General features: G+C 67.0%; 31 protein-coding genes. 20 read left to right on the top strand and 11 right to left on the bottom strand.

Annotation, left to right across the window (positions count from 1 at the left end; translation table 11 throughout):
• Complete coding sequence (locus BVE01S_RS10015; protein ID WP_066626971.1) at positions 1–1785, top strand: acyl-CoA dehydrogenase C-terminal domain-containing protein; 1785 nt, start codon at positions 1–3, stop codon at positions 1783–1785.
• On the opposite strand, the gene BVE01S_RS10010 is transcribed toward BVE01S_RS10015, so the two are convergent.
• The gene (locus tag BVE01S_RS10010; RefSeq protein ID WP_066626969.1) at positions 1786–2166 is read right to left on the bottom strand and encodes a DUF3997 domain-containing protein; all 381 of its coding nucleotides are present in this window, start codon (positions 2164–2166) and stop codon (positions 1786–1788) included.
• 64 nt (positions 2167–2230) lie between these two features.
• Here BVE01S_RS10010 and BVE01S_RS10005 point away from each other — a divergent pair, with 64 nt between their 5' ends.
• The 5 genes from BVE01S_RS10005 to BVE01S_RS09985 all read left to right on the top strand — a co-directional run bounded on the left by BVE01S_RS10005 (position 2231) and on the right by BVE01S_RS09985 (position 6177).
• Positions 2231–3394: an acyl-CoA dehydrogenase family protein gene (locus BVE01S_RS10005; RefSeq protein WP_066626964.1), complete on the top strand. Its 1164-nt coding sequence runs from the start codon at positions 2231–2233 to the stop codon at positions 3392–3394.
• A gap of 53 nt (positions 3395–3447) precedes the next feature.
• Positions 3448–3705, top strand: a complete 258-nt coding sequence (locus tag BVE01S_RS10000) for a type II toxin-antitoxin system Phd/YefM family antitoxin (protein WP_066626962.1) — start codon at positions 3448–3450, stop codon at positions 3703–3705.
• The gene (locus BVE01S_RS09995; protein ID WP_066626960.1) at positions 3702–3956 is read left to right on the top strand and encodes a Txe/YoeB family addiction module toxin; all 255 of its coding nucleotides are present in this window, start codon (positions 3702–3704) and stop codon (positions 3954–3956) included. Before BVE01S_RS10000 ends, BVE01S_RS09995 begins: the two co-directional genes overlap by 4 nt.
• A gap of 4 nt (positions 3957–3960) precedes the next feature.
• The gene (locus tag BVE01S_RS09990) at positions 3961–4680 is read left to right on the top strand and encodes a 16S rRNA (uracil(1498)-N(3))-methyltransferase (RefSeq protein WP_066626959.1); all 720 of its coding nucleotides are present in this window, start codon (positions 3961–3963) and stop codon (positions 4678–4680) included.
• 135 nt (positions 4681–4815) lie between these two features.
• Entirely contained in the window at positions 4816–6177 is a 1362-nt protein-coding gene (locus BVE01S_RS09985) for a glutamate--cysteine ligase (protein WP_066626956.1), read from the top strand.
• Here the strand turns inward: BVE01S_RS09985 and BVE01S_RS09980 are convergent.
• On the bottom strand, positions 6174–6626 hold the full coding sequence (locus BVE01S_RS09980) for a hypothetical protein (protein WP_157076451.1): 453 nt from the start codon (positions 6624–6626) through the stop codon (positions 6174–6176). The two genes, BVE01S_RS09985 and BVE01S_RS09980, sit on opposite strands and share 4 nt — an antisense overlap.
• A 27-nt stretch (positions 6627–6653) precedes the next feature.
• A complete protein-coding gene (locus BVE01S_RS09975; RefSeq protein ID WP_066626953.1) occupies positions 6654–6911 on the bottom strand; it encodes a hypothetical protein in 258 nt (85 codons plus the stop codon).
• A 112-nt stretch (positions 6912–7023) separates the two neighbouring features.
• Here BVE01S_RS09975 and BVE01S_RS09970 point away from each other — a divergent pair, with 112 nt between their 5' ends.
• The 7 genes from BVE01S_RS09970 (at position 7024) to BVE01S_RS09940 (ending at position 12784) form a co-directional block, all read left to right on the top strand.
• Positions 7024–8595 carry an ATP-binding protein gene (locus BVE01S_RS09970; RefSeq protein ID WP_066626952.1) on the top strand — a complete coding sequence of 524 codons (1572 nt, stop codon included), beginning with the start codon at positions 7024–7026 and terminating at the stop codon, positions 8593–8595.
• A 54-nt stretch (positions 8596–8649) separates the two neighbouring features.
• Positions 8650–8904 carry a type II toxin-antitoxin system ParD family antitoxin gene (locus tag BVE01S_RS09965; RefSeq protein ID WP_066626951.1) on the top strand — a complete coding sequence of 85 codons (255 nt, stop codon included), beginning with the start codon at positions 8650–8652 and terminating at the stop codon, positions 8902–8904.
• A complete protein-coding gene (locus BVE01S_RS09960; protein ID WP_066626950.1) occupies positions 8901–9212 on the top strand; it encodes a type II toxin-antitoxin system RelE/ParE family toxin in 312 nt (103 codons plus the stop codon). Before BVE01S_RS09965 ends, BVE01S_RS09960 begins: the two co-directional genes overlap by 4 nt.
• Entirely contained in the window at positions 9209–9958 is a 750-nt protein-coding gene (locus BVE01S_RS09955) for a DUF72 domain-containing protein (RefSeq protein WP_066626948.1), read from the top strand. Before BVE01S_RS09960 ends, BVE01S_RS09955 begins: the two co-directional genes overlap by 4 nt.
• Positions 9959–10035: 77 nt before the next feature.
• Positions 10036–11097: an NAD(P)-dependent alcohol dehydrogenase gene (locus BVE01S_RS09950; RefSeq protein WP_055754012.1), complete on the top strand. Its 1062-nt coding sequence runs from the start codon at positions 10036–10038 to the stop codon at positions 11095–11097.
• A gap of 144 nt (positions 11098–11241) precedes the next feature.
• Entirely contained in the window at positions 11242–11967 is a 726-nt protein-coding gene (phbB, locus tag BVE01S_RS09945; RefSeq protein ID WP_039244832.1) for an acetoacetyl-CoA reductase, read from the top strand.
• A 100-nt stretch (positions 11968–12067) separates the two neighbouring features.
• Positions 12068–12784, top strand: a complete 717-nt coding sequence (locus BVE01S_RS09940) for a DUF4908 domain-containing protein (RefSeq protein WP_240612182.1) — start codon at positions 12068–12070, stop codon at positions 12782–12784.
• Here the strand turns inward: BVE01S_RS09940 and gloB are convergent.
• A complete protein-coding gene (gene gloB / locus BVE01S_RS09935) occupies positions 12781–13509 on the bottom strand; it encodes a hydroxyacylglutathione hydrolase (protein WP_066626946.1) in 729 nt (242 codons plus the stop codon). The genes BVE01S_RS09940 and gloB overlap by 4 nt on opposite strands.
• A 46-nt stretch (positions 13510–13555) precedes the next feature.
• Here gloB and BVE01S_RS09930 point away from each other — a divergent pair, with 46 nt between their 5' ends.
• The 5 genes from BVE01S_RS09930 (at position 13556) to BVE01S_RS09910 (ending at position 18210) form a co-directional block, all read left to right on the top strand.
• Entirely contained in the window at positions 13556–14299 is a 744-nt protein-coding gene (locus BVE01S_RS09930; protein ID WP_066626944.1) for a methyltransferase domain-containing protein, read from the top strand.
• A gap of 48 nt (positions 14300–14347) precedes the next feature.
• Positions 14348–14869, top strand: coding sequence for a SixA phosphatase family protein (locus BVE01S_RS09925; RefSeq protein ID WP_240612053.1), 522 nt, complete (start codon positions 14348–14350; stop codon positions 14867–14869).
• Positions 14866–15210, top strand: coding sequence for a DUF952 domain-containing protein (locus BVE01S_RS09920; RefSeq protein ID WP_066626942.1), 345 nt, complete (start codon positions 14866–14868; stop codon positions 15208–15210). The genes BVE01S_RS09925 and BVE01S_RS09920 overlap by 4 nt, the downstream gene beginning before the upstream one ends.
• On the top strand, positions 15207–16253 hold the full coding sequence (locus BVE01S_RS09915) for a quinone-dependent dihydroorotate dehydrogenase (RefSeq protein WP_066626941.1): 1047 nt from the start codon (positions 15207–15209) through the stop codon (positions 16251–16253). Before BVE01S_RS09920 ends, BVE01S_RS09915 begins: the two co-directional genes overlap by 4 nt.
• Before the next feature lie 70 nt (positions 16254–16323).
• Positions 16324–18210 (top strand): ATP-binding protein, encoded by a 1887-nt coding sequence (locus BVE01S_RS09910; RefSeq protein WP_066626939.1) that lies wholly within the window; start codon positions 16324–16326, stop codon positions 18208–18210.
• On the opposite strand, the gene BVE01S_RS09905 is transcribed toward BVE01S_RS09910, so the two are convergent.
• Positions 18186–18614, bottom strand: coding sequence for a very short patch repair endonuclease (locus BVE01S_RS09905; RefSeq protein WP_066626937.1), 429 nt, complete (start codon positions 18612–18614; stop codon positions 18186–18188). The genes BVE01S_RS09910 and BVE01S_RS09905 overlap by 25 nt on opposite strands.
• Before the next feature lie 51 nt (positions 18615–18665).
• Positions 18666–19151, bottom strand: coding sequence for a peroxiredoxin (locus tag BVE01S_RS09900; protein ID WP_066626935.1), 486 nt, complete (start codon positions 19149–19151; stop codon positions 18666–18668).
• A gap of 129 nt (positions 19152–19280) precedes the next feature.
• On the opposite strand from BVE01S_RS09900, the gene BVE01S_RS09895 reads away from it, so the two are divergent.
• Entirely contained in the window at positions 19281–19850 is a 570-nt protein-coding gene (locus BVE01S_RS09895; protein WP_066626932.1) for a YqgE/AlgH family protein, read from the top strand.
• 23 nt (positions 19851–19873) lie between these two features.
• On the opposite strand, the gene BVE01S_RS09890 is transcribed toward BVE01S_RS09895, so the two are convergent.
• From BVE01S_RS09890 to BVE01S_RS09870, 5 genes are all read right to left on the bottom strand, one after another.
• Complete coding sequence (locus BVE01S_RS09890; RefSeq protein ID WP_066626931.1) at positions 19874–20728, bottom strand: outer membrane protein; 855 nt, start codon at positions 20726–20728, stop codon at positions 19874–19876.
• Positions 20729–20867: 139 nt separating this feature from the next.
• Positions 20868–22568, bottom strand: a complete 1701-nt coding sequence (locus tag BVE01S_RS09885; RefSeq protein WP_066626927.1) for a bifunctional protein-serine/threonine kinase/phosphatase — start codon at positions 22566–22568, stop codon at positions 20868–20870.
• Positions 22569–22610: 42 nt separating this feature from the next.
• On the bottom strand, positions 22611–23393 hold the full coding sequence (locus BVE01S_RS09880) for a sulfite exporter TauE/SafE family protein (RefSeq protein ID WP_066626922.1): 783 nt from the start codon (positions 23391–23393) through the stop codon (positions 22611–22613).
• A 4-nt stretch (positions 23394–23397) separates the two neighbouring features.
• Positions 23398–23946 carry a rhodanese family protein gene (locus BVE01S_RS09875; protein ID WP_205678470.1) on the bottom strand — a complete coding sequence of 183 codons (549 nt, stop codon included), beginning with the start codon at positions 23944–23946 and terminating at the stop codon, positions 23398–23400.
• A 5-nt stretch (positions 23947–23951) separates the two neighbouring features.
• The gene (locus BVE01S_RS09870; protein WP_045809770.1) at positions 23952–24284 is read right to left on the bottom strand and encodes an ArsR/SmtB family transcription factor; all 333 of its coding nucleotides are present in this window, start codon (positions 24282–24284) and stop codon (positions 23952–23954) included.
• A 71-nt stretch (positions 24285–24355) separates the two neighbouring features.
• Here BVE01S_RS09870 and BVE01S_RS09865 point away from each other — a divergent pair, with 71 nt between their 5' ends.
• Complete coding sequence (locus tag BVE01S_RS09865; protein ID WP_066626917.1) at positions 24356–25222, top strand: MBL fold metallo-hydrolase; 867 nt, start codon at positions 24356–24358, stop codon at positions 25220–25222.
• Position 25223 lies beyond the last annotated feature (1 nt).

The raw sequence follows: 25223 nt of genomic DNA, 5'->3' as shown, positions 1-25223 counted from the left end.
ATGGCCTACAAGGCGCCTGTCCGCGACTTCACCTTCATCCTGAATGAAGTGCTGGAGATCGACCGCTACACCAACCAGCCGGGCTTCCAGGACGTCTCTTCGGATCTGGTCAGCCAGATCCTGGAAGAAGGCGCCAAGTTCGCTGACGAGGTCATCGCCCCGATCAACAATCCGGGCGACAAGGAAGGCTGTCACTGGGCCGAGGGCGGCGTGGTGACGGGACCCAAGGGCTGGAAGGAAGCCTATAAGGCCATGTCCGAAGCCGGCTGGATGGCGCTGGCCGCCGACCCGGCCTACGGCGGTCAGGGCATGCCCAGCGTGGTGGCCTCGGCCTTCGGTCAGATGACGGCCGGCGCCTCGGCCGCCTTCTCGATGTATCCGGGCCTGACCGCCGGCGCCTATGCCGGCATCCACGCCAATGCGTCCGAAGAGCTGAAGCAGAAATACCTGCCCAAGATGGCGACCGGCGAATGGTCGGGCACGATGAACCTGACCGAGCCGCAGTGCGGCACGGACTTAGGACTGGTGCGCACCAAGGCCGTGCCGAACGGCGACGGCTCCTATTCGATCACCGGCCAGAAGATCTGGATCTCGGCGGGCGAGCACGATTTCGCCGACAACATCATCCACACGGTGCTGGCCCGCGTCGAAGGCGCGGTTCCGGGCATCAAGGGCCTGTCGCTGTTCGTCGTGCCCAAGTTCCTGGTCAATGAGGACGGCTCGCTGGGCGAGCGCAACAGCCTGGAATGCGCCGGCCTCGAGCACAAGATGGGCATCCACGGCAACGCCACCGCCGTTATGCAGTACGACGGCGCCAAGGGCTGGCTGATCGGCGAAGAAGGCCGCGGCATGAACAATATGTTCGTCGTGATGAACGAGGCGCGCCTCGGCACCGGCCTGCAAGGTCTGGCCATCGGCACCGCCGCCTATCAGGCCGCCGTCGAGTTCGCCAAGGACCGCCTGCAAGGCCGTTCGCTGACCGGACCGAAGAACCCGGACGGCCCGGCAGACAGCATCATGGTCCACCCCGACGTGCGCCGCATGCTGCTGGAGTCCAAGGCCTTCGTCGAAGGCGGCCAGGCCTTCATCCTGTGGACCGCGCTTCACGCCGACCTGGAGAAGTCCGAGGACGCCGCCGTGGCCCAAAAGGCCAAGGATTACATGGGCCTGCTGACGCCGGTGCTGAAGGCCTATCTGACCGACAAGGGCTTCCACGTCGCCTCGCTGGGCATGCAGGTGCATGGCGGTTCGGGCTACACCGAACACTTCACCGCCTCGCAGTATCTGCGCGACGCCCGCATCACCATGATCTACGAGGGCACCAACGGCATCCAGGCGCTGGACTTGGTCGGCCGCAAACTGCCCGCCAACGGCGGTCGCGCCATCATGACCTGGTTCGGCGAGATCGACGCCTTCGTCGCCGAGAACAGCGGCAATGAAGCGATCAAGCCGTTCGTCGACGGCCTGGCCGACATGAAGGCCAAGCTGCAGGACGGCACCATGTGGCTGATGCAGAACGGCATGGCCAATCCGGACAACGCCGGCGCCGCCTCGACCGACTATCTGAACGTCTTCGGCCTGACGGCTCTGGCCTATATGTGGGCGCAAATGGCCAAGGTCGCGCAAGCGCAGGTCGAGGCTGGTTCGACCGACCCCTACTACGCCAACAAGCTTCAGACCGGCCGCTACTTCGTCGAGCGCATCCTGCCCGACGCCGAAGCCCATCTGAAGAAGATGAAGACCGGCGCCGACGTGCTGATGGCCATGCCGGCCGAGGCGTTCTGATCAATCGACTGGCCTTGCCTTCGGCAAGGCCAGTCGTGACTGTTCACGTTCGAACTCTTGAAGGGATAAGGGGCCTTTAACCGAAACCGATGGATCCACCAGCGGCCCATCGAGAGACCGTACAATATAATAGTAGCTCAGATGACTGCCGTCGTTGTCCTCATCAACGCTGGCGACAACGTAGCGATTGTCGTAGCCCACCTCGAACACCGTGGCGGGAACTCGCTCAACGCAGTTTCCATCTGAGAGCGAATAGCAGAGCATCTGCTCCGCCTGCGCATCGGTGGCGACCAGTCGATAGGGGCCTGCGACACCCTGATCTATCACCAGCCCGTTGCAGGCCGCCAAGGCCAAAGTCGCCGACAGTAGAAAACGCCGCATAGCTTAGTATCCATCTCCAAGGCCCGGCGACAATGACCGGCGCCGCATTTCTCGGGAAGACGCCATGAACGTGCTCAACAGCCCAGACCCCGACTTCATGAAGGAAGAAGAGATCATCCTCTTCTCCGACAGCGTCGGCAAATGGATCGACGAGCACGCGCCGCTTGAGAAGGTGCAGCAGTGGATCGCCGATTCCTCGGTGCCGCGACAGCTGTGGAACGACGCGGGCGAGGCGGGGCTCTTGGGCCTGTCGTTGCCGGAAGAGGACGGCGGCTTCGGCGGCGACTATCGGCACGAGGTCGTCTTGATGCGCCAGCTGGGCTGGAAGGGCGCGGACCACTTCGGCATTTCGCTGCACAATGCGATCGTCATGCCCTACATCTGGCATTACGGCACCGAGGAGCAGAAGCAGCGCTGGCTGCCGCGCCTGCAATCGGGCGAACTGGTCGGCGCCATCGCCATGACGGAACCGGGCGCCGGCTCGGACCTGCAAGGCGTCAAGACCACGGCGGTCAAGTCGGGCAACGGCTATGTCGTCAACGGTTCCAAGACCTTCATCACCAACGGCCAGCTGGCCAACTTCCTGATCGTGGTCGCCAAGACCGATCCGGCCGAGGGCGCCAAGGGCACTTCCCTGATCGTGGTCGAGACCGATGGCGCGGAAGGGTTCGAACGCGGTCGCAACCTGCACAAGATCGGCATGGAGGCCAACGACACCTCCGAACTGTTCTTCAACGACGTGAAGGTCCCCGGCGACAACATCATCGGCGGGACCGAGGGCCAGGGCTTCGTCCAGCTGATGCAGCAACTGCCCCAGGAGCGGCTGAACATCGCCGTCCAGGGCGTTGCCGCCGCCGAGCGCGGCCTTGAGGCGACGCTGGCCTACGTCAAGGAACGCAAGGCGTTCGGCAAACGCGTCATCGACTTCCAGAACACCCAGTTCAAACTCGCCGAGGTCAAGACCAAGCTGACCGTCGCCAAGGTCTTCACCGACCACTGCATCGGCCTGCATTTGCAGGGCAAGCTCGACGCCGCCACCGCCTCCATGGCCAAATACTGGGTCACGGACATCCAGGGCGAGACCATCGACGAGATGCTCCAGCTCCACGGCGGCTATGGCTATATGAACGAATATCCGATCGCCCAGCTGTACAAGGACGCCCGCGTCCAACGCATCTACGGCGGCACCAACGAGATCATGAAGCTGCTGATCGCGCGGACGCTCTGACAGCCTAATACTCACCACTTGCGACAACGTACGATACTTCGTACATTGTCGTCATGAACGCGATGTCCGTCACCGATCTCCGCAAGAACCTCGCCTCGGCCATCGACCGGGTGACGGCGGATCATGACTACACCATCATCACGCGCGAGGGCGGTAAGCCGGCGGCGGTGCTGATGTCGCTGGAGGACTTCGCCTCGTGGCAGGAGACGGAGTATCTGCTGCGCAGCCCGGCCAACCGCGAAGCGCTGCGAGCCTCGATTGCCGAACTTGAAGCGGGTGGCGGCCAGGTGCGCGAACTGATCGAAGAATGAACGTCCTCTTCACGGCCCGCGCCTGGTCTCAATATACCGAGTGGCAGGATACGGACCGCAAAGCGCTCAAGAAGCTGAACACGCTCATCAAGGAATGCCAACGAACCCCGTTTACAGGCTCCGGCAAGCCCGAGCCATTGAAGGGTGAATTGGCGGGATTTTGGTCGCGACGTATCGATCAGGAGCATCGCCTAGTCTATCGCGCGACCCAGACCGGCTTGGAAATCGTCCAATGCCGCTTTCACTATTGAAGCCATGATCCGTTTGCATGCTCACGGCGACCTGAAAGCCGCCGCGCCCGTCGCGCCCACGCTGGACCAATCGCGCTATCTGACCCAGGTCATGCGGCTGAAGGCCGGGGACGATCTGCTGGTGTTCAACGGGCGCGACGGGGAGTGGCGCTGCACGGTCGCGGAAGTCCTGAAGAAGGGCGTGATCCTGCGAGCCGAGGAACAGGTGCGACCCCAGACCTTCGGTCCCGACCTGGAACTGATCGTGGCGGTGGTGAAGAAGGCGCGGGTCGAGACCATCGTGGAGAAGGCCGCCGAACTGGGCGCGCGCCGGGTGCGGCTGGTCCTGACGAAACGCACCAACGCCGACCGCATCCGCCTGGACCGGCTGGACGCCATTGCTGAGGAAGCCGCCGAACAGACCGGGCGCATGGACGTGCCTGTGGTCGATGATCCGATCAAGCTGGACGCCCTGCTGGACGGCTGGGAGACCGGACGCCGGCTGATGTTCTGCGACGAGACGGGCGGGGCGCCCGCCGTCTCGTCCCTGCGCGACGCAGGCGAAGGCCCCTGGTCCATCCTGATCGGGCCGGAGGGCGGGTTCTCGCCGGAAGAGGGCGAGCGGCTGCGGTCCCTGCCCTTCACCACCGCCGTGTCGCTGGGCCCGCGCATCCTGCGCGCCGACACCGCCGCCATCGCCGCCATGACCCTGTGGCAGGCGGCCGTCGGTGATTGGGAACGATAAGTCCGCCCCTCAGGCAGCGAGCCGACGCAGACCGACCGTCAGGGAAAGACGAAAGCCCTCTTGAGCCTTGCCCCAATCTTGCCCATCTAGCCGCGACACACGGTCGCTTACGATGCGCCCGCAGGGGACTGACGCATGACCGACAACGCGCCGCTGACCCGGACCGACCTCATTGAGGCCATGTCCAAGGGGATCAAGCCCAAGGACCAGTGGCGCATCGGCGCCGAGCACGAGAAGTTCGGCTTCGACAAGACCACCCTGGCCCGCCCCGCCTACGACGGCCCGAACGGCATCAAGGCCATGCTGGAGGGGCTGCAACGCTTCGGCTGGTCGCCCGTCGAGGAAAACGGCTTTCTGATCGGACTGGAGCGCAGGAACAGCGAAGGCTTCGTCGCCTCCGTCAGCCTGGAGCCGGGTGGTCAGTTCGAACTGTCGGGCGCGCCGCTTCTGACCATCCACGACATCTGCAACGAGACCGGCCAGCACCTGATGGAGGTCAAGCAGGTCGCCGACCAGATCGGCGTCGGCTTCCTGGGCGCCGGTTTCGACCCGCTGTGGACCCGTGAACAAGTGCCGGTCATGCCCAAGGGCCGCTACGACATCATGCGCGCCTATATGCCCAAGGTCGGGACCTTGGGCCTGGACATGATGCTGCGCACCTGCACCATCCAGGCGAACCTCGACTTCGATTCCGAAGCCGACATGGTGATGAAGTTCCGCACCTCCTTGGCGCTGCAACCCATCGCCACCGCCCTGTTCGCCTGCTCGCCGTTCACCGAGGGCCGCCCCAACGGCTTCCTGTCGGCGCGGGCCAATGTTTGGACCGACACCGACGCCGATCGCACGGGCATGCTGGGCTTCGTGTTCGAGGAAGGTTTCGGCTTCGAGCGCTACGCCGACTATGCGCTGGACACGCCGATGTATTTCGCCAAGCGCGACGGCCATTATGTCGACGCCTCGGGCCAGTCGTTCCGCGATTTCCAGGCCGGCAAACTGCCCGCCCTGCCCGGCCAGTATCCGACCCTGAAGGACTGGAACGACCACCTGACCACCCTCTTCCCGGAGGTGCGGCTGAAGGCCTATCTGGAAATGCGCGGCGCCGACGGCGGACCGTGGAGCCGGATCTGCGCCCTGCCCGCCCTGTGGGCCGGGGTTCTGTACGACGCGCCGTCGCTGGCCGCCGCCTGGGACCTGGTCAAGGACTGGGACATCGCCGACCACGAGCGCCTGCGCCGCGACGTGACGCGCCTGGGTCTGAAGGCCGAGGTGGCGGGCCGATCGGTGCGCGACATCGCCGTCGACCTGGTGAACATCGCCAAACAGGGGCTGAAGAACCGCGCCAAATTCTCGGGCGGCATGGTGGACGAGCGCGGCTACCTGTCGGAACTGGAAGACATCGCCGACAGCGGCGTCACGCCGGCTGAGCGCCTGTTGGACCTGTATCACGGCGCCTGGCAGGGCGACGTGAAGCGCATCTACGCCGACTTCGCCTACTAGGGGACGGTGTAGTCCGAGCAGTCGGGCAGCGGGCTGTCCGGCTGGTATTCACCCGTCTTGGCGTCGAAGGCGAACCGGCGGCTGAAGCTGCATTTCGGATCGCGCGCGGCGATCAGGTCGGCAGGCTTCAGCGGCGGCTTCTCCAGCGAGTCCTCGGATCGCGAGGCGCCGCGCGGATAGGCCGTGGCGGTCGTCTCATAGGTCAGGACCGGCATCGCATCCGCCGCGTCGCTCGCGGTCAGGGTCGCAGCGAAACTGTATTCGTCGTGGCATGCGCCGGCGCGCTGGGTCATGTCCTCCTCGCTGAAACAGGCGCGGATCATCAGCGAAGCCTGGATCGGCACGGTCAGCACCGGCGCGGCGCCGGCCTCACCGTCGGCATCCAGCCGATAGAGCCGCAACTCCGTCGCCTGTCCGCCGCCGCCGGAATACATGCTGCGGCTCTCCATCTCGACCCCGACCAGAAACCCGCCGTCCTACAGCCTGATCAGGCTATTCCATGGCTTGTAATTTTCCACCTCGCCCGACGCCTCTTGCGGCGCGGCCGGCAGGGCGTCGGGCGCACGGACGACCGGAGTGAAGACCGGCTCGCCGTCACGCTTCTGCTGTGTCAGACCAACGCACAGGGCCCCGTCGGCCGTGCAGGCCCGATCCTCGGCCCGGGTCAGGGGTTCGATCCCCTCCCCTGATGGCGGGGATTGCAGCATTGCGATCGCGGTGAGGAGCAAGATCATGAGCCGACCCTAGCCCAGACAGCGCACGATGCCATCGGCTCTTTTCGATCCTTTGCAAAGGCGAGCTTAACCGATGCGCCGTAACATGGGTCTCAGTTCGAGAGAGTGCGCAATGACCTGTTCGCCCGTTGCGGCCCTGGCCTTCCCCACAGCCGATGTGGATCTGGACACCTTCTTCGATGTGTCGCTGGATCTGCTGGTGGTGCGCGAGCTGGATGGGCGCGTGGTCAAGGCCAGCGCCTCCTGGTTCACCATGCTGGGCTATCGCCCCGACGAGATCGAGGGCCAGGGCCTGTTGCGCCTGATCCACCCGGACGATCACGCCGCCACCCGCCAGAGCATCGTCGAGGTCGAAAACCGGCGGCCGGGCGATCCAGTCCTGGGTCAGGTCAACCGCTATCGCCACAAGGCTGGTCATTACGTCACCGTCGAATGGCGCGCCCATCGGCAGGGCGACCGCATCTATGGCATCGCCCGCGACGTGACCGAAAAGGTCGCGGCAGAGCAGGCCCTGCGCGAAGCGACCGCCGCCGCCGAGGCCGCCAATGCCGCGAAGTCCGAGTTCCTGGCCAATATGAGCCACGAGATCCGCACGCCCTTGAACGGCGTGATCGGGATCGTCGACGCCCTGTCGCGCACCGAGTTGACGCCCGAGCAGGCTGAGATGGTGGCCCTTATCGCAAGCTCCGGCGTAACGCTGGAACGGCTGGTGTCCGACATTCTGGATGTGTCCAAGATCGAGGCCGGGCATCTGGACCTGGAAAGCCGGCCCTTCGATCTGGACGAGGCCGTCGCCGCCCCGCTGGACGTCATGCGTTTGAAGGCCGAAGCCAAGGGACTGACTTTCGACATCCGCCGCGACGCCGATGCGCGCGGCATGTTCGTCGGCGACAGCACCCGCATCCGTCAGGTGCTCGACAATCTGCTGTCCAACGCCATCAAGTTCACCCATCAGGGCTCGGTCGGCGTCGCCATTGGGGTGGACGAGGACTCCGACGGCCTGACCCAGTTGACGCTGCGGGTTGAGGATACGGGCGTCGGCTTCTCTTCCGACCACGCGGCCCGTCTGTTCGATCGGTTCAGCCAGGCCGACAGCACCATCACGCGTCGGTTCGGCGGCACGGGACTGGGCCTGTCGATCTGTCGTTCGCTGGTCGAACTGATGGGCGGGCGGATTGCCGCCGCCTCCACGCCGGGCGTCGGCAGCCGGTTCACCGTCGAGATCCCGCTGACGCGCGCCGCCTCACTGACCGAACACGATGCGCAACGACGCGCGCGTGCGGCCGAGGCCGACCGCGCTCTGTCGCCGCTGCGCGTGCTGCTGGCCGAGGATCACCCGGTCAATCAGCGCGTCGTGCAGTTGATCCTGGCGGCGCACGCCATGCAGGTCGTCACCGTCGCGGATGGCGAACAGGCCCTGGCCGCTTTCCAGTCCGAGACGTTCGACTTGATCCTGATGGACATGCAGATGCCGGGAATGGACGGCCTGACCGCCACCCGCGCCATTCGCCGGATCGAGGCCGCCCGTCCCGATCAGGACCGTACGCCGATCATCATGTTGAGCGCCAACGCCATGAGCGAGCACCGCGACCAGGCGCGCGATGCCGGCGCCGACCTGCACGTCCCCAAACCCATCACCGCCGCCAGCCTGCTGGCCGGCATACAGGCGGCGACCGCCCCGTGATCCGACGTTGACAAAGTTTGCCAACGAGCCATTCTTGTCGAGAGGAGGCCGACCATGGCGACGATGAACATCTCCCTGCCCGATCCCATGAAGGCCTGGGTTGAGGAACAGGCGAAATCCGGGCGCTACGCCAACACGTCGGACGTGGTGCGCGACCTGATCCGCCGCGAGCAGGTCAAGGCTGAGAAGATCGCCAACATGCAGCGCCTGATCGATGAAGGCCGGGCCAGCGGGATCAGCGAGATGACCATGGCGGATATTCGCGCCGAGGCCCTGTCCCGCATCGCCCAGCGGCGTAAGGCTGGATGAGCGGCTATCGCTTGTCGAAGGAGGCGAGCGAGGATCTCGTCGCCATCTATATTCAGGGTCACGACCAGTTCGGTCCGCGACAGGCCGACCGCTATCAGGACGAACTCGACGCCCTGTTTCGGCGGTTGGCGGCCTCTCCCGGGATGGCCCGACTGCGTCTGGAATACGATCCGCCCATCCGCGTGTTCGCCTTCAAGGCTCATGTGATAGTCTACGATCAGGAACATGACGGCGTCCTCATCCAGCGGGTTCGTCACGGACACGAGGATTGGCAAGGCGCGACCGGCGACGAACGGAGCGAACCATGACCCATTCCATCCATGTCGGCATCGGCGGCTGGACGTTTGAGCCGTGGCGGGGGGTCTTCTATCCGGAGGGCCTGGTTCAGAAGCGGGAGCTGGAATATGCGGCGTCGAAACTGACCTCGATCGAGATCAACGGCACCTATTATTCGACCTTCAAGCCCGACAGTTGGAAGAAATGGCGCGACGAGACGCCGGACGGCTTCGTCTTTTCGGTCAAGGCCAGCCGCTATTGCACCAATCGCAAGGTGCTGTCCGAAGGCGCCGAGAGCTTCGACAAGTTCCTGAGCCAGGGCCTGACCGAACTGGGCGACAAACTGGGTCCGATCAACTGGCAGTTCATGGGCACCAAGAAGTTCGACGCCGAGGATTTCGAGGGCTTCCTGAAGCTGTTGCCCAAGGAGAAGGACGGGGTGCGGCTGCGGCACGCGCTTGAGGTTCGCAACCCAACCTTCGCCACCGAACAATTCTATGACCTGGCCCGCAAATACGGCGCGGCCATCGTCTATGGCGTCGATGACGAGGAGCCGACCTGGCCCCAGATCGACGAGGCGACCGCCGACTTCAGCTACGCCCGGCTGATGTCCAGCCGCGAGGACGAGCCGACCGGCATGACGGCGACCGAACTGGAGGCGGTGGCGGATCAGGCGAAAACCTGGGCTGAACGCGGGCCGGTCTTCGCCTATTTCATCTCGGGCGCGAAGGTGCGGAACCCTGCGGCGGCTCAGGCGCTGATCGCCAAGCTGAAATAGCGGTCCGTACGCTTGCGGACCTGCAGCCGTCCCCACATCTGAAGCCGGCTCAATGCAAAGCCTGAAGGACTATTCCCATGCCGATCGCCACACGCGCCTTCGCTGCAACCGCCGCCGACAAGCCGCTGACGCCCTACAGCTTCGAGCGCCGTGATCCGGGCCCAGACGATGTGCTGATCGACATCAAATACTGCGGCGTCTGCCACTCCGACCTTCACGCCGCGCGCGGCGAGACGGGCGGCACGGCCTTCCCCCTGGTGCCGGGTCACGAGATCGCGGGCGTGGTCAAGGCGGTCGGATCGAACGTCACCCGCTTCAAGGAAGGCGACCGCGTCGGCGTCGGCTGCATGGTCGACAGCTGCCGCGAATGCGCCTCCTGCCAGGAAGGCGTCGAACAGTATTGCATCCCCGGCTTCACCGGCACCTACGGCGGCAAGGACAAGAAGGGCGGCACGTCGGAAGCCATCACCCAGGGCGGCTATTCCGACCACATCACCGTCGATCAGCATTTCGTCCTGTCCATCCCCGACAGCCTGGCGCTGGACGTCGCCGCCCCTCTGCTGTGCGCCGGCATCACCACCTATTCGCCGCTGAAGGAATGGGGCGTGGGCCCCGGCTCCAAGGTCGCGGTCATCGGCCTGGGCGGTCTGGGCCATATGGCCGTCAAACTGGCGGCGGCCATGGGAGCGGAAGTCACCGTCCTGTCCACCTCGGACCGCAAGAAGGCCGACGCCGAGCGGATGGGCGCCAAACACTTCCTGATCAACTCCGACAAGGATGCGATGAAGGCGGCGGCCGAGAAGTTCGACCTGATCATCAACACCGTCTCGGCCACGCACGAGATCGCCAGCCACATCCAGTTGCTGGCCCGCGACGGCACCATGATCATGCTGGGCCTGACCACCGAGGGCCTGCCGGTCTTCGCCCTGCCCCTGCTGTGGCGTCGCCGCCGCATCGCCGGCTCGCTGATCGGCGGCATTAAGGAGACGCAGGAGATGCTGGACTTCTGCGCCGAGCACGGCATCGCCTGCGACATCGAGACTATCGCCCCGGACCAGATCAACGACGCCTACGAGCGGATGCTGAAATCCGACGTCCGCTACCGCTTCGTCATCGATATGGAAAAGCTGGCCGCCTGATCGCCGGGGCGAAGATCAACGAAACGCGACGGAGGCATGAAACTTCCGTCGCGTCAGATTCTCGCCTTGCGCGCTAGCGCTCGCACGTTAATCCTGAACCGCGACAAGGCCTTCTGAAGGGTCTGCACAGGGACAGGAGACGATATGGCGCGCGTAGCTTTCGTGACGGGCGGGACCCGGGGCATCGGCAAGGCGATCGTTCAGCGCCTGCATGAGGACGGCTTCAAGGTCGCCGCCGGCTATTCCGGCAACGACGAGGCGGCCAAGGCCATCGCCGATGCGCTGGACGTCATGGTGGTGAAGGGCAACGTCGGCAGCTTCGACGACTGCGCCCGCGCGGTGAAGGAGGTCGAGGAACAGCTCGGCCCCATCGACATCCTGGTCAACAACGCCGGCATCACCCGCGACGGCTTCTTCCACAAGATGAGTCACGACCAGTGGTCCGACGTGATCCGCGTCAACATGGACAGCGTCTTCAACATGACGCGCCAGGTCATCAACGGCATGCGCGACCGGGGCCACGGGCGCATCGTCAACATTTCCTCGATCAACGGTCAGAAGGGTCAGATCGGCCAGACCAATTATTCCGCCGCCAAGGCCGGGATGATCGGCTTCACCAAGGCGCTGGCGCTGGAAAATGCGCGCAAGGGCGTGACCGTGAACTGCATCGCGCCGGGCTATATCGACACCGAAATGGTCGGCGCCATGGACCCCAAGGTGCTGGAGGGCATCATCAGCCACATTCCCGTCGGCCGCCTGGGCAAGGGCGAGGAGATCGCCGACATGGTGTCCTGGCTGGTGGGCGAGCGTGCCGGATATGTCACAGGCTGCACACTGTCGCTGAACGGCGGTCAGTACCTGGTGGGTTGAGGCGGGCTTCGCCCAAAATCCGCCGCGCGCGGGTTTCATCAAGTCTGTCATGAAGTTGTTGGGATCGGTCAGGGCGAAAAAATCGCCACGCGTGACCGCGATGGCGGTCGCCGCCATCGCGGTCATCGGCGTGGGCGTCGCCGCGCCCGTGGTCGTCCCGACCGAAAGCCAGGCCCAGTCCCGCCGGACCGTGCCGCCGACCGCCCGCTACGTCAGCAGCAGCGGCCAGGGGTTCATCCTTGACACCTCCGGGTCGCGGCCGCTGATGCGGCTGGAACGGTCGACCGAAATCTGGGTCTTGCGGCCGACGCCCGCGCCGCGCGGCGACATCATCTATCGCAACGACAATGGCGATCAGGTGCTGAAGGTTACGCCCGACGGCGCGATCACCCTTTACACGACCGCCGCCCCGCAAGGCTCGCCCGCCTCGCGCGTCGGCGAGGCGCAGGGCTTGGCCGGCGCGGCCATGACCGGCGCCCAGCTGGTCGACTACTTCATGCGCCAGAGCTACCGCGCCAGCCAGGCGATGGGCAGGCTGATCGTCATCGACGTGGACATTCAGCCCGGCTCTGAACAGGTCGCCGCCGACACCGTCTCGGCCGCCAGCGACGCCATTGTGCGCATGGCGCGGTCTTCCAACCTGCGCGCCCAGGTCGAGCGGGTGCGCCGTGTTGTCGTGTCGGATCAGGGGCGTCCCGGCGTCAGCCTGGTCCAGGGCACGCTGCGGATCGTCATCGACGCCGACGCCGGCATCGCCGGCCGCCCGTCTTCGGCCCGCATCGTGCGGGTCGTGGGCGGGGACGCCCTGAACCGCTAGCCCTGGAAGCTGTCCTTGGCCGCCCGGCGCGCGGCGAACTGATCCGCATCCGTGGCGGTCAGGAACGGATTGAACCGCTTCTCCACCCCCAGCGTCGTCGGCACGGTCGGTTCGCCCCGCGCGCGCGCCGCGAAGATCGCCTCGGCATGGGCGGCGACCTCTGGCCGGTCATCCAGGCTCACGGTGAAGCGCGCGTTCGACGCCGTATATTCGTGCGCACACCAGATCACGGTCTGGTCGGGCCAGACCTTCAGCCGCTGCAGGCTGTCGAACATCTGCTCGGGCGTGCCTTCGAACAACCGGCCGCAGCCCAGGGCGAACAGGGTGTCGCCGGTAAAGGCCAGATCGTCCCCCGGCGCATGAAACACCACATGGCCCAGCGTATGGCCGGGCGTTTCGGTGACCTCGAACCGCGTCTCGCCCACCATCACCACATCGCCGTCCGCGACCACGCGGTCCAGCGGCGCGACCTTGCGCACCTCTTCCGGCCCGACGATCTCGCAAGCCCAGTCGGCCTTCAGCCGCGCGTTGCCCTCTGTGTGATCGGGGTGCCAGTGGGTGTTCAGGATCAGGTCCAGACGCCCCCAGCCCAAGCCTTCCAGCTCCTCCAGAATGCGCGCTGCATCGGGCGTATCGACCGCCGCGACCACGCCGGTCGCCGCATCGCGGATCAGGAAGCCGTAGTTGTCGGCGCGGCAGGGAAACAGATGCACATCCAGGGTCATGCGCCCATCCTAGCAGCAGGGCCGCCGACAGGCCTATAGTGGGGCCATGCGGCGCAGCATCGACGAGCTTCGAACCTTCTACGGCGAGCCGACCGGGGCGCTGGCGCGACGGCTGGTGGCGCGACGGCTGGACGACGCCTGGGGCGAGGCGACCGACTGCGACGTGCTGGGCGTCGGTTACGCCACCCCTTGGCTGGACGCCTTCGTCGGCGCGCGGCGCGTCGTCGCGGCCATGCCGGGCGGGCAAGGCGTCGAGCATTGGCCGACGGTCGGTCGCAACCGCACCCTGCTGGTGGATGATCGCCGCCTGCCCTTCCCCGCCGGAGCGTTCGACCGCATCCTGCTGGTTCACGCCCTGGAAGAGGCCGACGACCCCGCCGCCCTGCTACTGGAAGCCGTGCGCGCGCTTTCACCGACCGGGCGCATCATCCTGGCGGCGGCGGCGCGCGGCGGCCTGTGGGCGCGGGCGGACAACACCCCCTTTGGTCACGGCCGCCCCTTCACCCGGCGCCAGTTGGAACGGTTGGTGCGCGATGTCGGGCTGGAGCCGATGGCCTGGTCCCAAACCCTGTATGTACCGCCTTGGGGGCCGATGCTGCCCCTGGCCGAAGGATTCGAACAGGTCGGGCGCCGGGTCTTTCCCGGAACCGCCGGGCTGATCCTGCTAGAGGCCTCGCGCCACAGCTATGCCCGCATCCGCCCCAGCGGCCATGCCCAGCGCGTCGCCGCCCCCGTCCTGGCGCCCCAACCCGCCGCCTCCGTCTCTTCGCGTGGCGAACATCGCGACTGACGCCGAGTTGACCGCCGGCCCATCTGGCGGGCGGGACGAAACCGCCCTATGGCGAAGATCATGCACCGACTGATCCTGATGCGGCACGCCCAGGCCGAAGCCTCCGCCCCCTCCGGCGGCGATGAGGCCCGTCCCCTGTCCGCCGCCGGCCGCGCCGAGGCCCTGCTGATGGGGCGCGCCCTGGCCGAGCGGGGCCTGAAGCCGGACCTGGCGCTGGTGTCCACCGCCGTGCGCACCCGCCAGACCTGGGAGCAGATGCACGACGCCTTCGGCGATGTGGAAGTCCGCGACGAGGACGCCCTCTACAACGCGCCCTCCGACGTGATCCGCCGCTTCGTCGAGACCAGCGAGGACGAGGCCGGCTGCCTGCTAATCCTGGCCCACAATCCGGGCGTCCACGTGCTGGCCGCCGAATACCTGATCGAAAGCGCCGCCTCGCCGGCGGTGGTGGACAAGCTGTCGGCCGGCTTCCCGACCGGCGCCGCCGCCCTGTTCAGCGTCGATGTCGCGGGGCGCTGCACCTACGAAGGCTTCCTGACGCCGCGGTCGCTGGGCGCGCCATCAGAATGACCGACATAGCCTACAAGATCGTCGACGCCGCCGAATGGCGCGCCGCCGTCGCCGAAGGTCGATACGACGGCGCGCCCGTCGATCTGGCCGACGGCTACATCCACATGTCGACCGAGGCGCAATTGGCCGAGACCGCGCGACGGCACTTCGCCGGACGTGGTGATCTGTTGCTGCTGACCGTCGATCTCAGCGGTTTCGGCGCCGACCTGATCTGGGAGCCGTCGCGCGGCGGCGATCTGTTTCCGCATCTTTATGCCCCCCTGCCCGTCGTCGCCGTGACGGCCTCGCGCGCCTTCTCGGTCACGGCCAACGGCGAGATGGCGTTCGAGGACGGCGCATGAGCCTGACCGATCTTGGCGCCGCCGTGCTGCGCCGGCTCGATCCGGAGCAGGCGCACCAGCTGGCGATCAAGGGGCTGGCGCTGGCCCCATTGCCGACGCCGCCTGCGGACGATCCGATCCTGAGAACACGGCTGGCGGGGCTGGACCTGCCCAATCCGGTCGGTCTGGCCGCCGGTCTGGACAAGAACGGCGAGGCCTTGCGCGGCCTGTCGCGCCTCGGCTTCGGCTTCGTCGAATGCGGCTCGGTCACGCCCCGGCCACAGCCCGGCAATCCCAAGCCGCGCCTGTTCCGCCTCAGCGAGGACCGGGCCATCATCAACCGGATGGGGTTCAACAACGCCGGGCTAGACGCCTTCGCCGAGCGGCTGGACCAGCGCCCGACGGGCGTCGTCGTCGGCGCAAATCTGGGGGCCAACAAGGACACCGAGGACAAGGCGGCTGACTATGTCGCCGGTCTGCAACGCCTCGCCTGCCGCGCCGCCTACTTCACCGTCAATATCTCCTCGCCCAATACGCCGGGCCTGCGCGCACTTCAGGGCCGCGAGCAGTTGGACGACCTTTTGGGCCGTATCGACGCCGCCCGTCCGGCTGTCGCGCCTGACCGCGTGCCGGTCTTTTTGAAGATCGCGCCCGATCTGATCGCCGAAGAGATCTGCATGATCGTCGAGGCGTCGCTGGCCCATCGGATCGACGGCCTGATCGTTTCCAACACCACGCTGGAACGTCCCGAGAGGCTACGCTCGCAGGACGCGTACGAAACCGGCGGCCTGTCCGGCGCGCCCATCCGTCCCTTCGCGGCAAAGGCCCTGCGCGCGGCGGCCGAGGCGGCGGCCGGCCGCCTGCCCCTGATCGCCGTCGGGGGCATCGACAGCGGCGCCGAGGCCTATGCCCGCATCCGGCTTGGCGCATCGGCGGTCCAGATTTATTCCGCCCTGATCTACGAGGGGCCCGGCCTGGTCGCCCGCATCAAGCGTGACCTGGCCGCTCGGCTGCGCGCCGACGGTTTTTCCGCAGTAACAGACGCGGTCGGCGCGCCCCGTTGACGGAGCGTTAGTGTCGACACGTCTAGGGTGACCGATGCGAGCGACCTGCGTTCGTCATTCGAGAGCCTGAATGAAATCGACCGCCGTCGATATCGCTGAAAGCAGCTGGACCGCCGCCGTTCGCCAACGCTCGGGCGCTGCGGTACAACGGGTCGTGGCGGCGGCGGCTGTCGCCCTGGTGGTGACCCCGATGGTCGGGGTGCGTTTCACCCTCGGCTGGGTCGTCCTGTATATGGCGGTCCAGGCCATGGAGGTGGTCGTCTATCGACCGATCCTGAAAAGTCCAGACGAGCTTTCCACGGGCCGCAAGCTGGCGATCCTGGCCGTCGTCTTCGCGAATTCGACGGTCTTCTCCTCGCTTTCCCTGGTCCTCTGGTGGATCGGCGGCGCGTTTGGCGGCGTCTGTGCGGTCCTGATGCTGACCGCGGTCATGCTGACGGCGATCGTGAACGCCACCCGATGCCAAGCCGTGATGATCGCCGGCCTCACGCCCCAGGTCGGCTTCCTGCTGGCGACCCCCTTCTTTGTCTATGCGCTGCACGCCCCCGGCCCGCTGGTCATGTCGGCCGCAGCGGCCGTGGTGCTGTTCACCTTCTATGTCGCCATCACCGGTCAGCGCATGGTCGAGGCCAGCGTCACCGTCATTCGCGCCCATGCCTTGGCTGAGGAATCCCGCCTCAAGGCCGAGCGCAGCCTGGCCGACCACACCACCTTCCTGGCCGCCATCGGCCATGACCTGCGCACCCCGATCGGCGCGATCCTGGCCGGCGCCGCCGAGCTGCGTACGCCCGACGCCCAGTCGCGCAACAGCGCCAATCTGATCACCGACGCCGGCCTGATGATGAAGGCCCTGCTGGACGACCTGCTGGACCACACCCGGATCGGCGCCGGGCGGATGACGGTCGAGGCCAAGGATTTCGACCTGCGGCAAATGCTGGCCCAGACCCTGATGCTGTGGCGCGGCGTCGCCGACGCCAAGGGGCTGAAGCTGCGCATCGAGGGCGCCTCGGCCATGCCGCGCCACGTCAAGGGCGACGTCATGCGCATCCGTCAGGTGCTGAACAACCTGATGTCCAACGCCATGAAGTTCACCGAGCAGGGCCAGATCACCCTGCGCGTCCAGGCCTGGCCCGAGGAGCCGTCTGGCTACGCCCTGCTGTTCGAGATCGTGGACACGGGTCCGGGCATGACGAGCGATCAACTGGCCCGCCTGTTCACCCCGTTCGATCAGACCGCCGACGGCGTCTCCGCCCGCTACGGCGGCTCGGGCCTGGGGCTGGCGATCAGCCGCAATCTGATCGACCTGATGGGCGGCCGACTGACGGTCCGCAGCGCGCCGGGTCAGGGCTCGCGCTTCACCGTCTCGCTGATCCTGCCGCGCGGAGACGAGGCGGCTCAGATCGTCGAGGTCGTCGACCAAAGCCGCCTGGACATCGCCCGCTCGCTTTCGCCCTCAGTCGCGCCCACGCCCCAGCCCGCATCCGTCGCCCCTGCGTCCCCGCTTGAGCCCGAGCCGGTCGTCGCGACGCCTGCGGTCACCGACGAGGCCGAAGACCAGCCGCTGCGCCTGCTGGTGGTGGACGACCACGACATCAACCGCCGCGCCGTGCAGCTGATCCTTCAACCGCTGGGCTGCGAGATCACCACCGCCGCCGACGGCATGATCGCGCTGGAACGCTGTCAGGAGGCGGTGTTCGACGTCATCTTCATGGATGTCCGGATGCCCGAGTTGGACGGGCGCGAGACGACGCGTCGCCTGCGCGCCGGCGGCGGACCCAACGCCGCCACCCCGGTCGTCGCCGTCACCGCCGACACCGCGCCCGAGGACGTCGCGGCCTGTCAGGCGGCCGGCATGGCCTATTTCGTCTCCAAGCCCCTGACGCCGCCCGCCCTGATCGGCGCCTTACAGCACGTCCTGAACGACACCGCCGCTCAGGCCGCGACCGAGGCCGCCTGACCCCGGACGGTCGCGATCAGACGCGCGGCGAAATCAGGCTGTTTCATCTCGCATTCCCAGACCACGACCACACGCCAGCCTGACGCCTCCAGCGCCTGACCAGCGGCGGCGTCGCGCACGCGGTTTCGGCTGATCTTGGCGATCCAGTAATCGGCGTTGGTCTTGGGCTGGCGTGATCCACGGGCGCAATCATGGCCGTGCCAGAAGCAGCCGTGGACGAACAGGGCGACCTTGCGGCCCTTCATCACCACATCCGGACGGCCCGGCAGACCCGTGCCGCCCAGCCGATAGCCGATCCCGGCCGCACGCAGGATCCTGCGCACGGCCAGTTCCGGCGACGTGTCCCGCCCCTTCACGCGACGCATCACGGCGCTGCGCTTCTCGGGGCTGAACACATCCGTCATCAACTTCGATCCGGGCTCAAGCAGCGAAGCGATAGCCCGGATCGACAAGCATCAGAGCTGCGCCAGCAGATGCTCGGCGGAGGACACCTTGAACTCGCCGCCCTGTTCGATGTTCAGCTGCTCGACCACGCCGTCCTTGACCAGCATGGAATAGCGCTGCGAGCGCTCGCCCAGGCCAAAGCCCGTACCGTCCAGCACCAGACCCAGGGCGCGGGTCAGTTCGCCGTTGCCATCGGCCAGCATGACGATGCTGTCGTCGGTGATGCCCTGGCTCTCGCCCCAGGCCTTCATGACGAAGGCGTCGTTGACCGAGATGCACGCGACCGTATCAACGCCCTTGCCCTGGATGTCGGCCAGGTGATCCTTGAAGCCCGGCAGGTGGCGCGCCGAGCAGGTGGGGGTGAAGGCGCCGGGCACGGCGAACAGGGCCACAGTCTTGCCGGCGAAGATGTCGTCGGTGCTGACGGGCTTGGGGCCCTCGGCGGTCGCTTGGGCGAGGGTCGCGTTGGGGATGCGATCGCCGATCTGAATGGTCATGTCTGTCTCGCTGAGGTTTGAGGCCGGCGCGTTGGAACGGCCGTGTGCGACACATAGACACCACGGGCGACACCGCAAGCGCCGGTTCGGCTTGCTTGCGCCGCTTTCCGGACGGATGATGCCAGGATCATGAGCGAAGCCTCCACCCTGACCGGCCGACTGCTGGTCGCCATGCCCGGGATCGACGACGCCCGGTTCGAACACGCCGTCATCCTGATCTGCGCCCACGGGCCGGATCACGCCATGGGCTTGCGGCTGGATCGACCGGCGCCGGGCGTGGATCTGAAGACGGTTCTGGACAAGCTGGACGCGCCGGCGCCCGATCAATCCATCGGTCGCGCGGTCCTGATGGGCGGACCGGTCGAGCGCGAGCGCGGCTTCGTGCTGCACACCGATGACTGGACGGTCGGCGACGACACCCTGGCCTTCGGCGACGGTCTGGCTATGACGGGCACGCGCGAGGCGCTGGCCGCCATGACCGACGAAGTCGCCGGTCCGCGCCGCTCGGCTCTGCTGCTGGGCTATGCCGGCTGGGGCGAGGGGCAGTTGGAGGAAGAGCTGGCCGACAACGTCTGGCTGACCGCCGACGCCGATCTGGACCTGATTTTCGATGGCGAACATACGTCGAAATGGACACGCGCCCTGGCCCAGCTGGGCGTGGACGCGGCCATGCTGTCGAGCCAGGGCGGCCGGGCCTGAGGCCAGACCGCCCCGCTTGACGATTAGAAGCGGTAGTTCATGCCGATGCGGAACATGTGCGTTCCAAAGCGACCGTTGCCGCGCACCATGTCCGTGCCTGTGGTGTTCGGCGCCAGGATGAACGGGTTCGTCGCCGGGGTCGTGCCGGTATTGCCGACGCGGATCACCGGGCTGTCGACGTCCAGCGAGGTGTAGAGGTATTCGCCGCTGACCGTAAGGCCGCGGCCCAGGGCGTATTCCACGCCGCCGCCGGCCTGCCAACCGTCGCCGTCATCGCCTTCGCTGGTTTCGGTGAAGCTGTTCGCTTGGTTCGAGGTGCGGAACTTGTTCTCGAACTTGCCATAGGCGTAACCGCCGGTGCCGTAGATCAGGGCCGGTCCATAGGCGTAGCCCAGCTTCAGACGAGCCGCCGCCGTGCTCTCCAGCTCGCGCGTGAAGGTGTAGAAGGCCGGGGTCGTCGAGAAGCCGGTCACCGAATCCTGGACATTGTTGACGCTGTATTCGGCCAGGGCGCCGACCACGAAGTTGCCGAACTGCATGTCGTAACCGGCGCGCACGCCCGCTTCGACACCGTCGTTGTCGTCACGGCATCCCGTGGTGGGAACGGTGCTGGTCGCCATGCCGCCGCAGAAGCCGGGGCTGAAGGCGTTGGTTCCGACGGTGGCGGGGGCGATGGGCACAGTGGTGACCTGGTCGCCGTAGTTGCCGTCCAGATTGCGGTCGAAGCGCAGGATCTCGTCGCCGTCATCGTTCGACTGGTTGTAGCCGCCGAAGATGCCGATGTAGGGGCCGGACCAGTCGGGGGCGACGGACTGCGCCAGGGCGGGGGTGGAAACCATGGCCAGGGCCAGGACGCTGGAAGCGAGGGTCTTGATCATTTGGGGAGGCTTTCGTGCCGAAAGTGCGGGCGCGACATCCCCGCTCGCCGTCACAAAAGCCGAAGGCGGCCACAGGTTCCCTCGAGTTCCCATCGCCAAATGTCGCACATCCAATGGCTTAGGTTGAACGTAGGCCGCCCTAGCGCGTCGCCATCGACACCAGAAAAGCGATAAGCAGGACCAGGCTGACCCCCTGCCAGAACCGCACCGGATCGCGCTCGATCAGGGACAGCTGACGCGGCGGCGGGGCGGCGACGGCGCTGCCGGTTTCCAGCACATGGATCAGTTCCTCGACATCCTCGAACCGCTCATTCGGATCGACGGCGACGGCGCGCATGATGGCCGCCTCCAGCCAGGCGGGCATATCCGGCCGGTGTCGCGTCGGCGGCGCGGGCGCCCTGTCGAAGCGCGGCGCATCGGCCGGATCCACCTCGCCCCACGGATAGGTGCGGGTGAACAGCCGGTACAGCGTCACCCCCAGGGCGAACTGATCCGTGGCGGCGTCGCCGCTCTCGCCCGCATACATTTCCGGCGCCTTGTAGCCGGCGGTGCCCGGCGCCTCGGCCTCGGCGAACTCCTCGGCCAGCCGCAATCGCGCGACGCCCAGGTCGACCAGTTTCAGCCCGCCCTGTGTCTCCAGGATCACATTGTCCGGCTTGATGTCGCGGTGCGTCACTCCCGCCCGGTGCAGGGCCGACACGGCGCGCGACAGGCGCAGCGCGACGCCGATCCCGTCGGCGATCTCGAACGGCCCTTCCTCCGCCAACCGCGCATGCAGGGTCTGTCCGGCATGGAAGGGCTGGGCGATATAGAGGCGGCTCTGACGGCCCGCATCCAGGCTCAGCACCTTGCCGACGAAGGGGCTGTCGATGCGCCGCCCGATAAAGGCCTCGCGCAGGAAGGCGGTGCGCGCCCCGCGCTCGGACACCACGGCGGGCTTGGGGAACTTCAGCACTACCGCGCCTGCGTCGCCCAAGGTGTCCTTCGCCAGGAACAGGGTCGTATAGCGCCCGTCCGCCACGATCCGCTGAAGCGCGAACCCGTCCACATTGTCGCCCACGGCGGGCGGCGGCAGGATGGCGAGGCCTTCCGCCTCGGCCGTGATCGCCTCCCAGTCGGGCGCGCCGGTGCGGACCACGTCGATGACGATGGCGGTGGCGTTGTCGCGCGGACCCGCCGCCTCGACCTCGGCCAGAATCCCCTTGGCGTCCGCATCGGGCGAACTGCGCCGTCCCAACAGGCCCGCGATCACCGCATCGGCCAGCACCCCATGCACCCCGTCTGTGGTCAGCAGCAGCCGGTCGTGCGGCTCCAGCCGCACTTGCCGGACGTCCAGCTTCACATCCGCCTCGATGCCGACGGCGCGGTACAGCACATGGCTCAGCCCTTGCTGGGCCCGCGTGTGATCTTCCGTCAGCCGCGTCAGAACGCCATCGCGGAAATGCCAGGCCCGGCTGTCCCCCACATGAAGCGCCGTCGCCTCGCGCCCGCGCAGGATCAGGGCCGTGAAGGTGGTCGCCGCCCCCTCCATCGCCGGATCGATCCGCCCGCGCGCATGGAGCCAGCGGTTGAAGCCCCGCAGCGCCTTGATGCCGTTGGCCGCGATGCCGTTCAGCGGGTTCTGATCCAGATAGCCGTCGATGAAGCTGCGCGTCGTCAGCTCCGCCGCCATCCGCCCGGCCTTGGACCCCGACACGCCGTCGGCGATCACCGCCACGACCCCATGCTCGCGCTGCTCGGCCGCCGTGCCGATATGGACGCCGCCGAAGTCCTGATTGTCCGCCTTGGGACCCTGCAAGGTCGCAAAGCCGGCGGCGATCTCCAGTCTGGCGTCGGTCATGGGCCGAACTGTCGTCGAAAGACGACCCGCTGAACAGAGGTCTTAGAGCGCCAGGATCGCCCGCACCGCGACATAGGCGGCGACAACCAGGATCAGACCCGCGAACAGGATGCGCCCAAGCCGGGCGTTCGACCCCAGCCGACGCGCCAACGGCAGACCCGCCGCCGTCCCGGCGACCCCGCCGACCGCCATGGCTGCGACCAGGCCCGGATCGACCCAGCCGGACAGCGCATAATTGCCCGCCGTCGTCGCTCCGAACGCGGCCACGCTGAGCAAGGACGTCGCCTGGGCGGTCGCCAGGCTCATGCCCGTCGACGCCATCAGGCCGGGCACGATCAGAAAGCCGCCGCCGATGCCGAAGAAGCCTGCGGCCGAGCCGACGCCGGCGCCCGCCATGCCGACCTTTGGCGACATCGACCAATTCAGCCGGGGCTCGACGCGAGCGACCGCCGCCTTGGGGCGCAGCATCGATAAGCCCACGGCCGCCATGGCGACGGCGAAGATCAGCAGCAGCTGATGGCCGTCGATCCTCTTGGCCAGGGACGATCCGAACCAGGCCCCGGCGGCGCCGGTGATGGCGAACAGGGTCGCGCAGGGCCAGCGCACCCGCCCTGCCCTGGCGTGACCGGCCAGAGCCGTCAGGGCGTTCAGCGCTACGCCCGCCGCCGACACGCCGATGGCGACATGGGGATCGGCGACGCCGACGACATAGAGCAGCAGCGGCACGGCCAGAACCGACCCGCCGCCGCCGAACAGGGTCAGCAGCAGGGCGACGACGCCGCCGCTGAAGGCGGTCAGGACCAGCGGGGTCAGTTCGGTCGTCATCGGATCAGACCGCTCTTGTCACTGGCCGGGTCGCGGTTCTGTTCCACGGCATGACGGCCAGCAGCCGCGCCATGCCGCAAAAGCCCGTCGCGCCCGCGACGAACAGGCCCGCGCCGACGAAGGCTGACAGACCCCAGAAGGCCGGATGCACCAGCAGGCCCAGCGCCGCGCCGAGCAGGATCAGGCCGCCCGCGACCATCTGCACCTGACGCATCAGTTCGATCGGCTTGGAGCGGTCGGCGTGGGTGGCCAGGCCCTGCGCCTTCCACGCGTCCAGCCCGCCCTCCAGAACAAAGGCTTGGCCCGTCGTCTTGGCCGCCAGACGGTCGCAGTTGACGCCCGTCCGATTGCCGGTCCGGCAGGTGAAGATGACGTCGCGGCCCTCGACGCAGGCGGGCGTAAAGGCGTCGAAGGCCGACAGCGGCGCATGGACGGCGCCGACGACATGCTCTCTGGCGAACTCATCCGGCTCGCGAATATCGACCAGCACGGCCGTCTTTTGCTTCAGCCGACGCGAAACCTCGGCGGGGGAGAGGGGGGTCAGGACGCTCATGGGAATCATGCCTTTTCGGAGGAAACAGGGGGACAATAGATTTCGGCCAGCACGGCGATGACCTTCAGGACGGCCGGATCGGCGATGCGGTAGAAGATGGTCGTGCCGTCTCGACGGGTGCTGACCAGCGCCTCTTCGCGCAGCTTGGCCAGGTGCTGGGACAGGGCCGATTGCGACAGGCCGACCTGGGGCAGCAGTTGGCCTACGGACATCTCGCCCTCGCCCAGCTGACACAGGATCATCAGCCGCTTCTCGTTGGACAGCGCGCGCAGCAACGCCGCCGCCTCGCCGGCGCTGGCCTGGAAACGCTCAAGTCCGATGGTCTGAAGGTCGATCATGGGGCGCAATATATGCGCACTTGCTAAATAAGCAATGCCTAATATATTGGATTGCGAAAGGAGCGTCCTCCATGACCCAATCCCCCGACGTCCGCGGCTTTTTCGATCCCGCGACCCACACCGTCACCTATCTGGTCAGCGACCCCGCGACGGGTCACGCGGCGATCATCGACCCCGTCCTGGACTTCGACGCGCCCTCGGCCCGCACCTCGACGCGATCGATCGACGCCGTCATGGCGGCGCTGCGGTCGGAAGCGCTGACCTTGGCCCTGGTGCTCGAAACCCACGCCCACGCCGACCACCTGACGGCGGCGGCGCACCTGCGTGCGACGACGGGCGTGTCGATCGGCATCGGCGGGCGGATCACCCAGGTTCAGTCCGCCTTCGGCCCCCTGTTCGACGCCGACGACGTGCGCCCGGACGGCGCGGTTTTCGATCATCTCTATGCGGACGGCGACGCGTTTGCCCTGGGCGATCTGAAGGTCGAGGTGATCCACACGCCCGGCCACACCCCCGCCTGTGTCAGCTATCGGATCGGCGATGCGGTCTTCACCGGCGACACCTTGTTTATGCCCGACTACGGCACGGCGCGAACGGACTTTCCCGGCGGCGACGCGCGAACCCTTTACCGCTCGATCCAGCGCCTGCTGACCCTGCCCAACGAGACCCGCATCTTCGTCGGCCACGACTATCTGCCCCAGGGCCGCACCGACTTCCGGTTCGAGACCACCGTGGCCGAACAGCGCGCGCATAACATCCACATCGGCGGCGGCGCATCGGAGGACGCCTTCGTCGCCATGCGAGAGGCCCGCGACGCCACCCTGGGCGCGCCGCAGCTGATCCTGCCCTCGCTTCAGGTCAATATCCGCGCCGGCGACCTGCCGCCCCCGGACGCCAACGGCCAGCGCTACCTGCGCCTGCCCCTAAACGCAATCTGAG

This window comes from Brevundimonas vesicularis NBRC 12165 (genome assembly GCF_001592205.1).
GTDB classification, from domain to species: domain Bacteria; phylum Pseudomonadota; class Alphaproteobacteria; order Caulobacterales; family Caulobacteraceae; genus Brevundimonas; species Brevundimonas vesicularis.
This window is presented reverse-complemented; position numbering and strand designations above follow the sequence as displayed.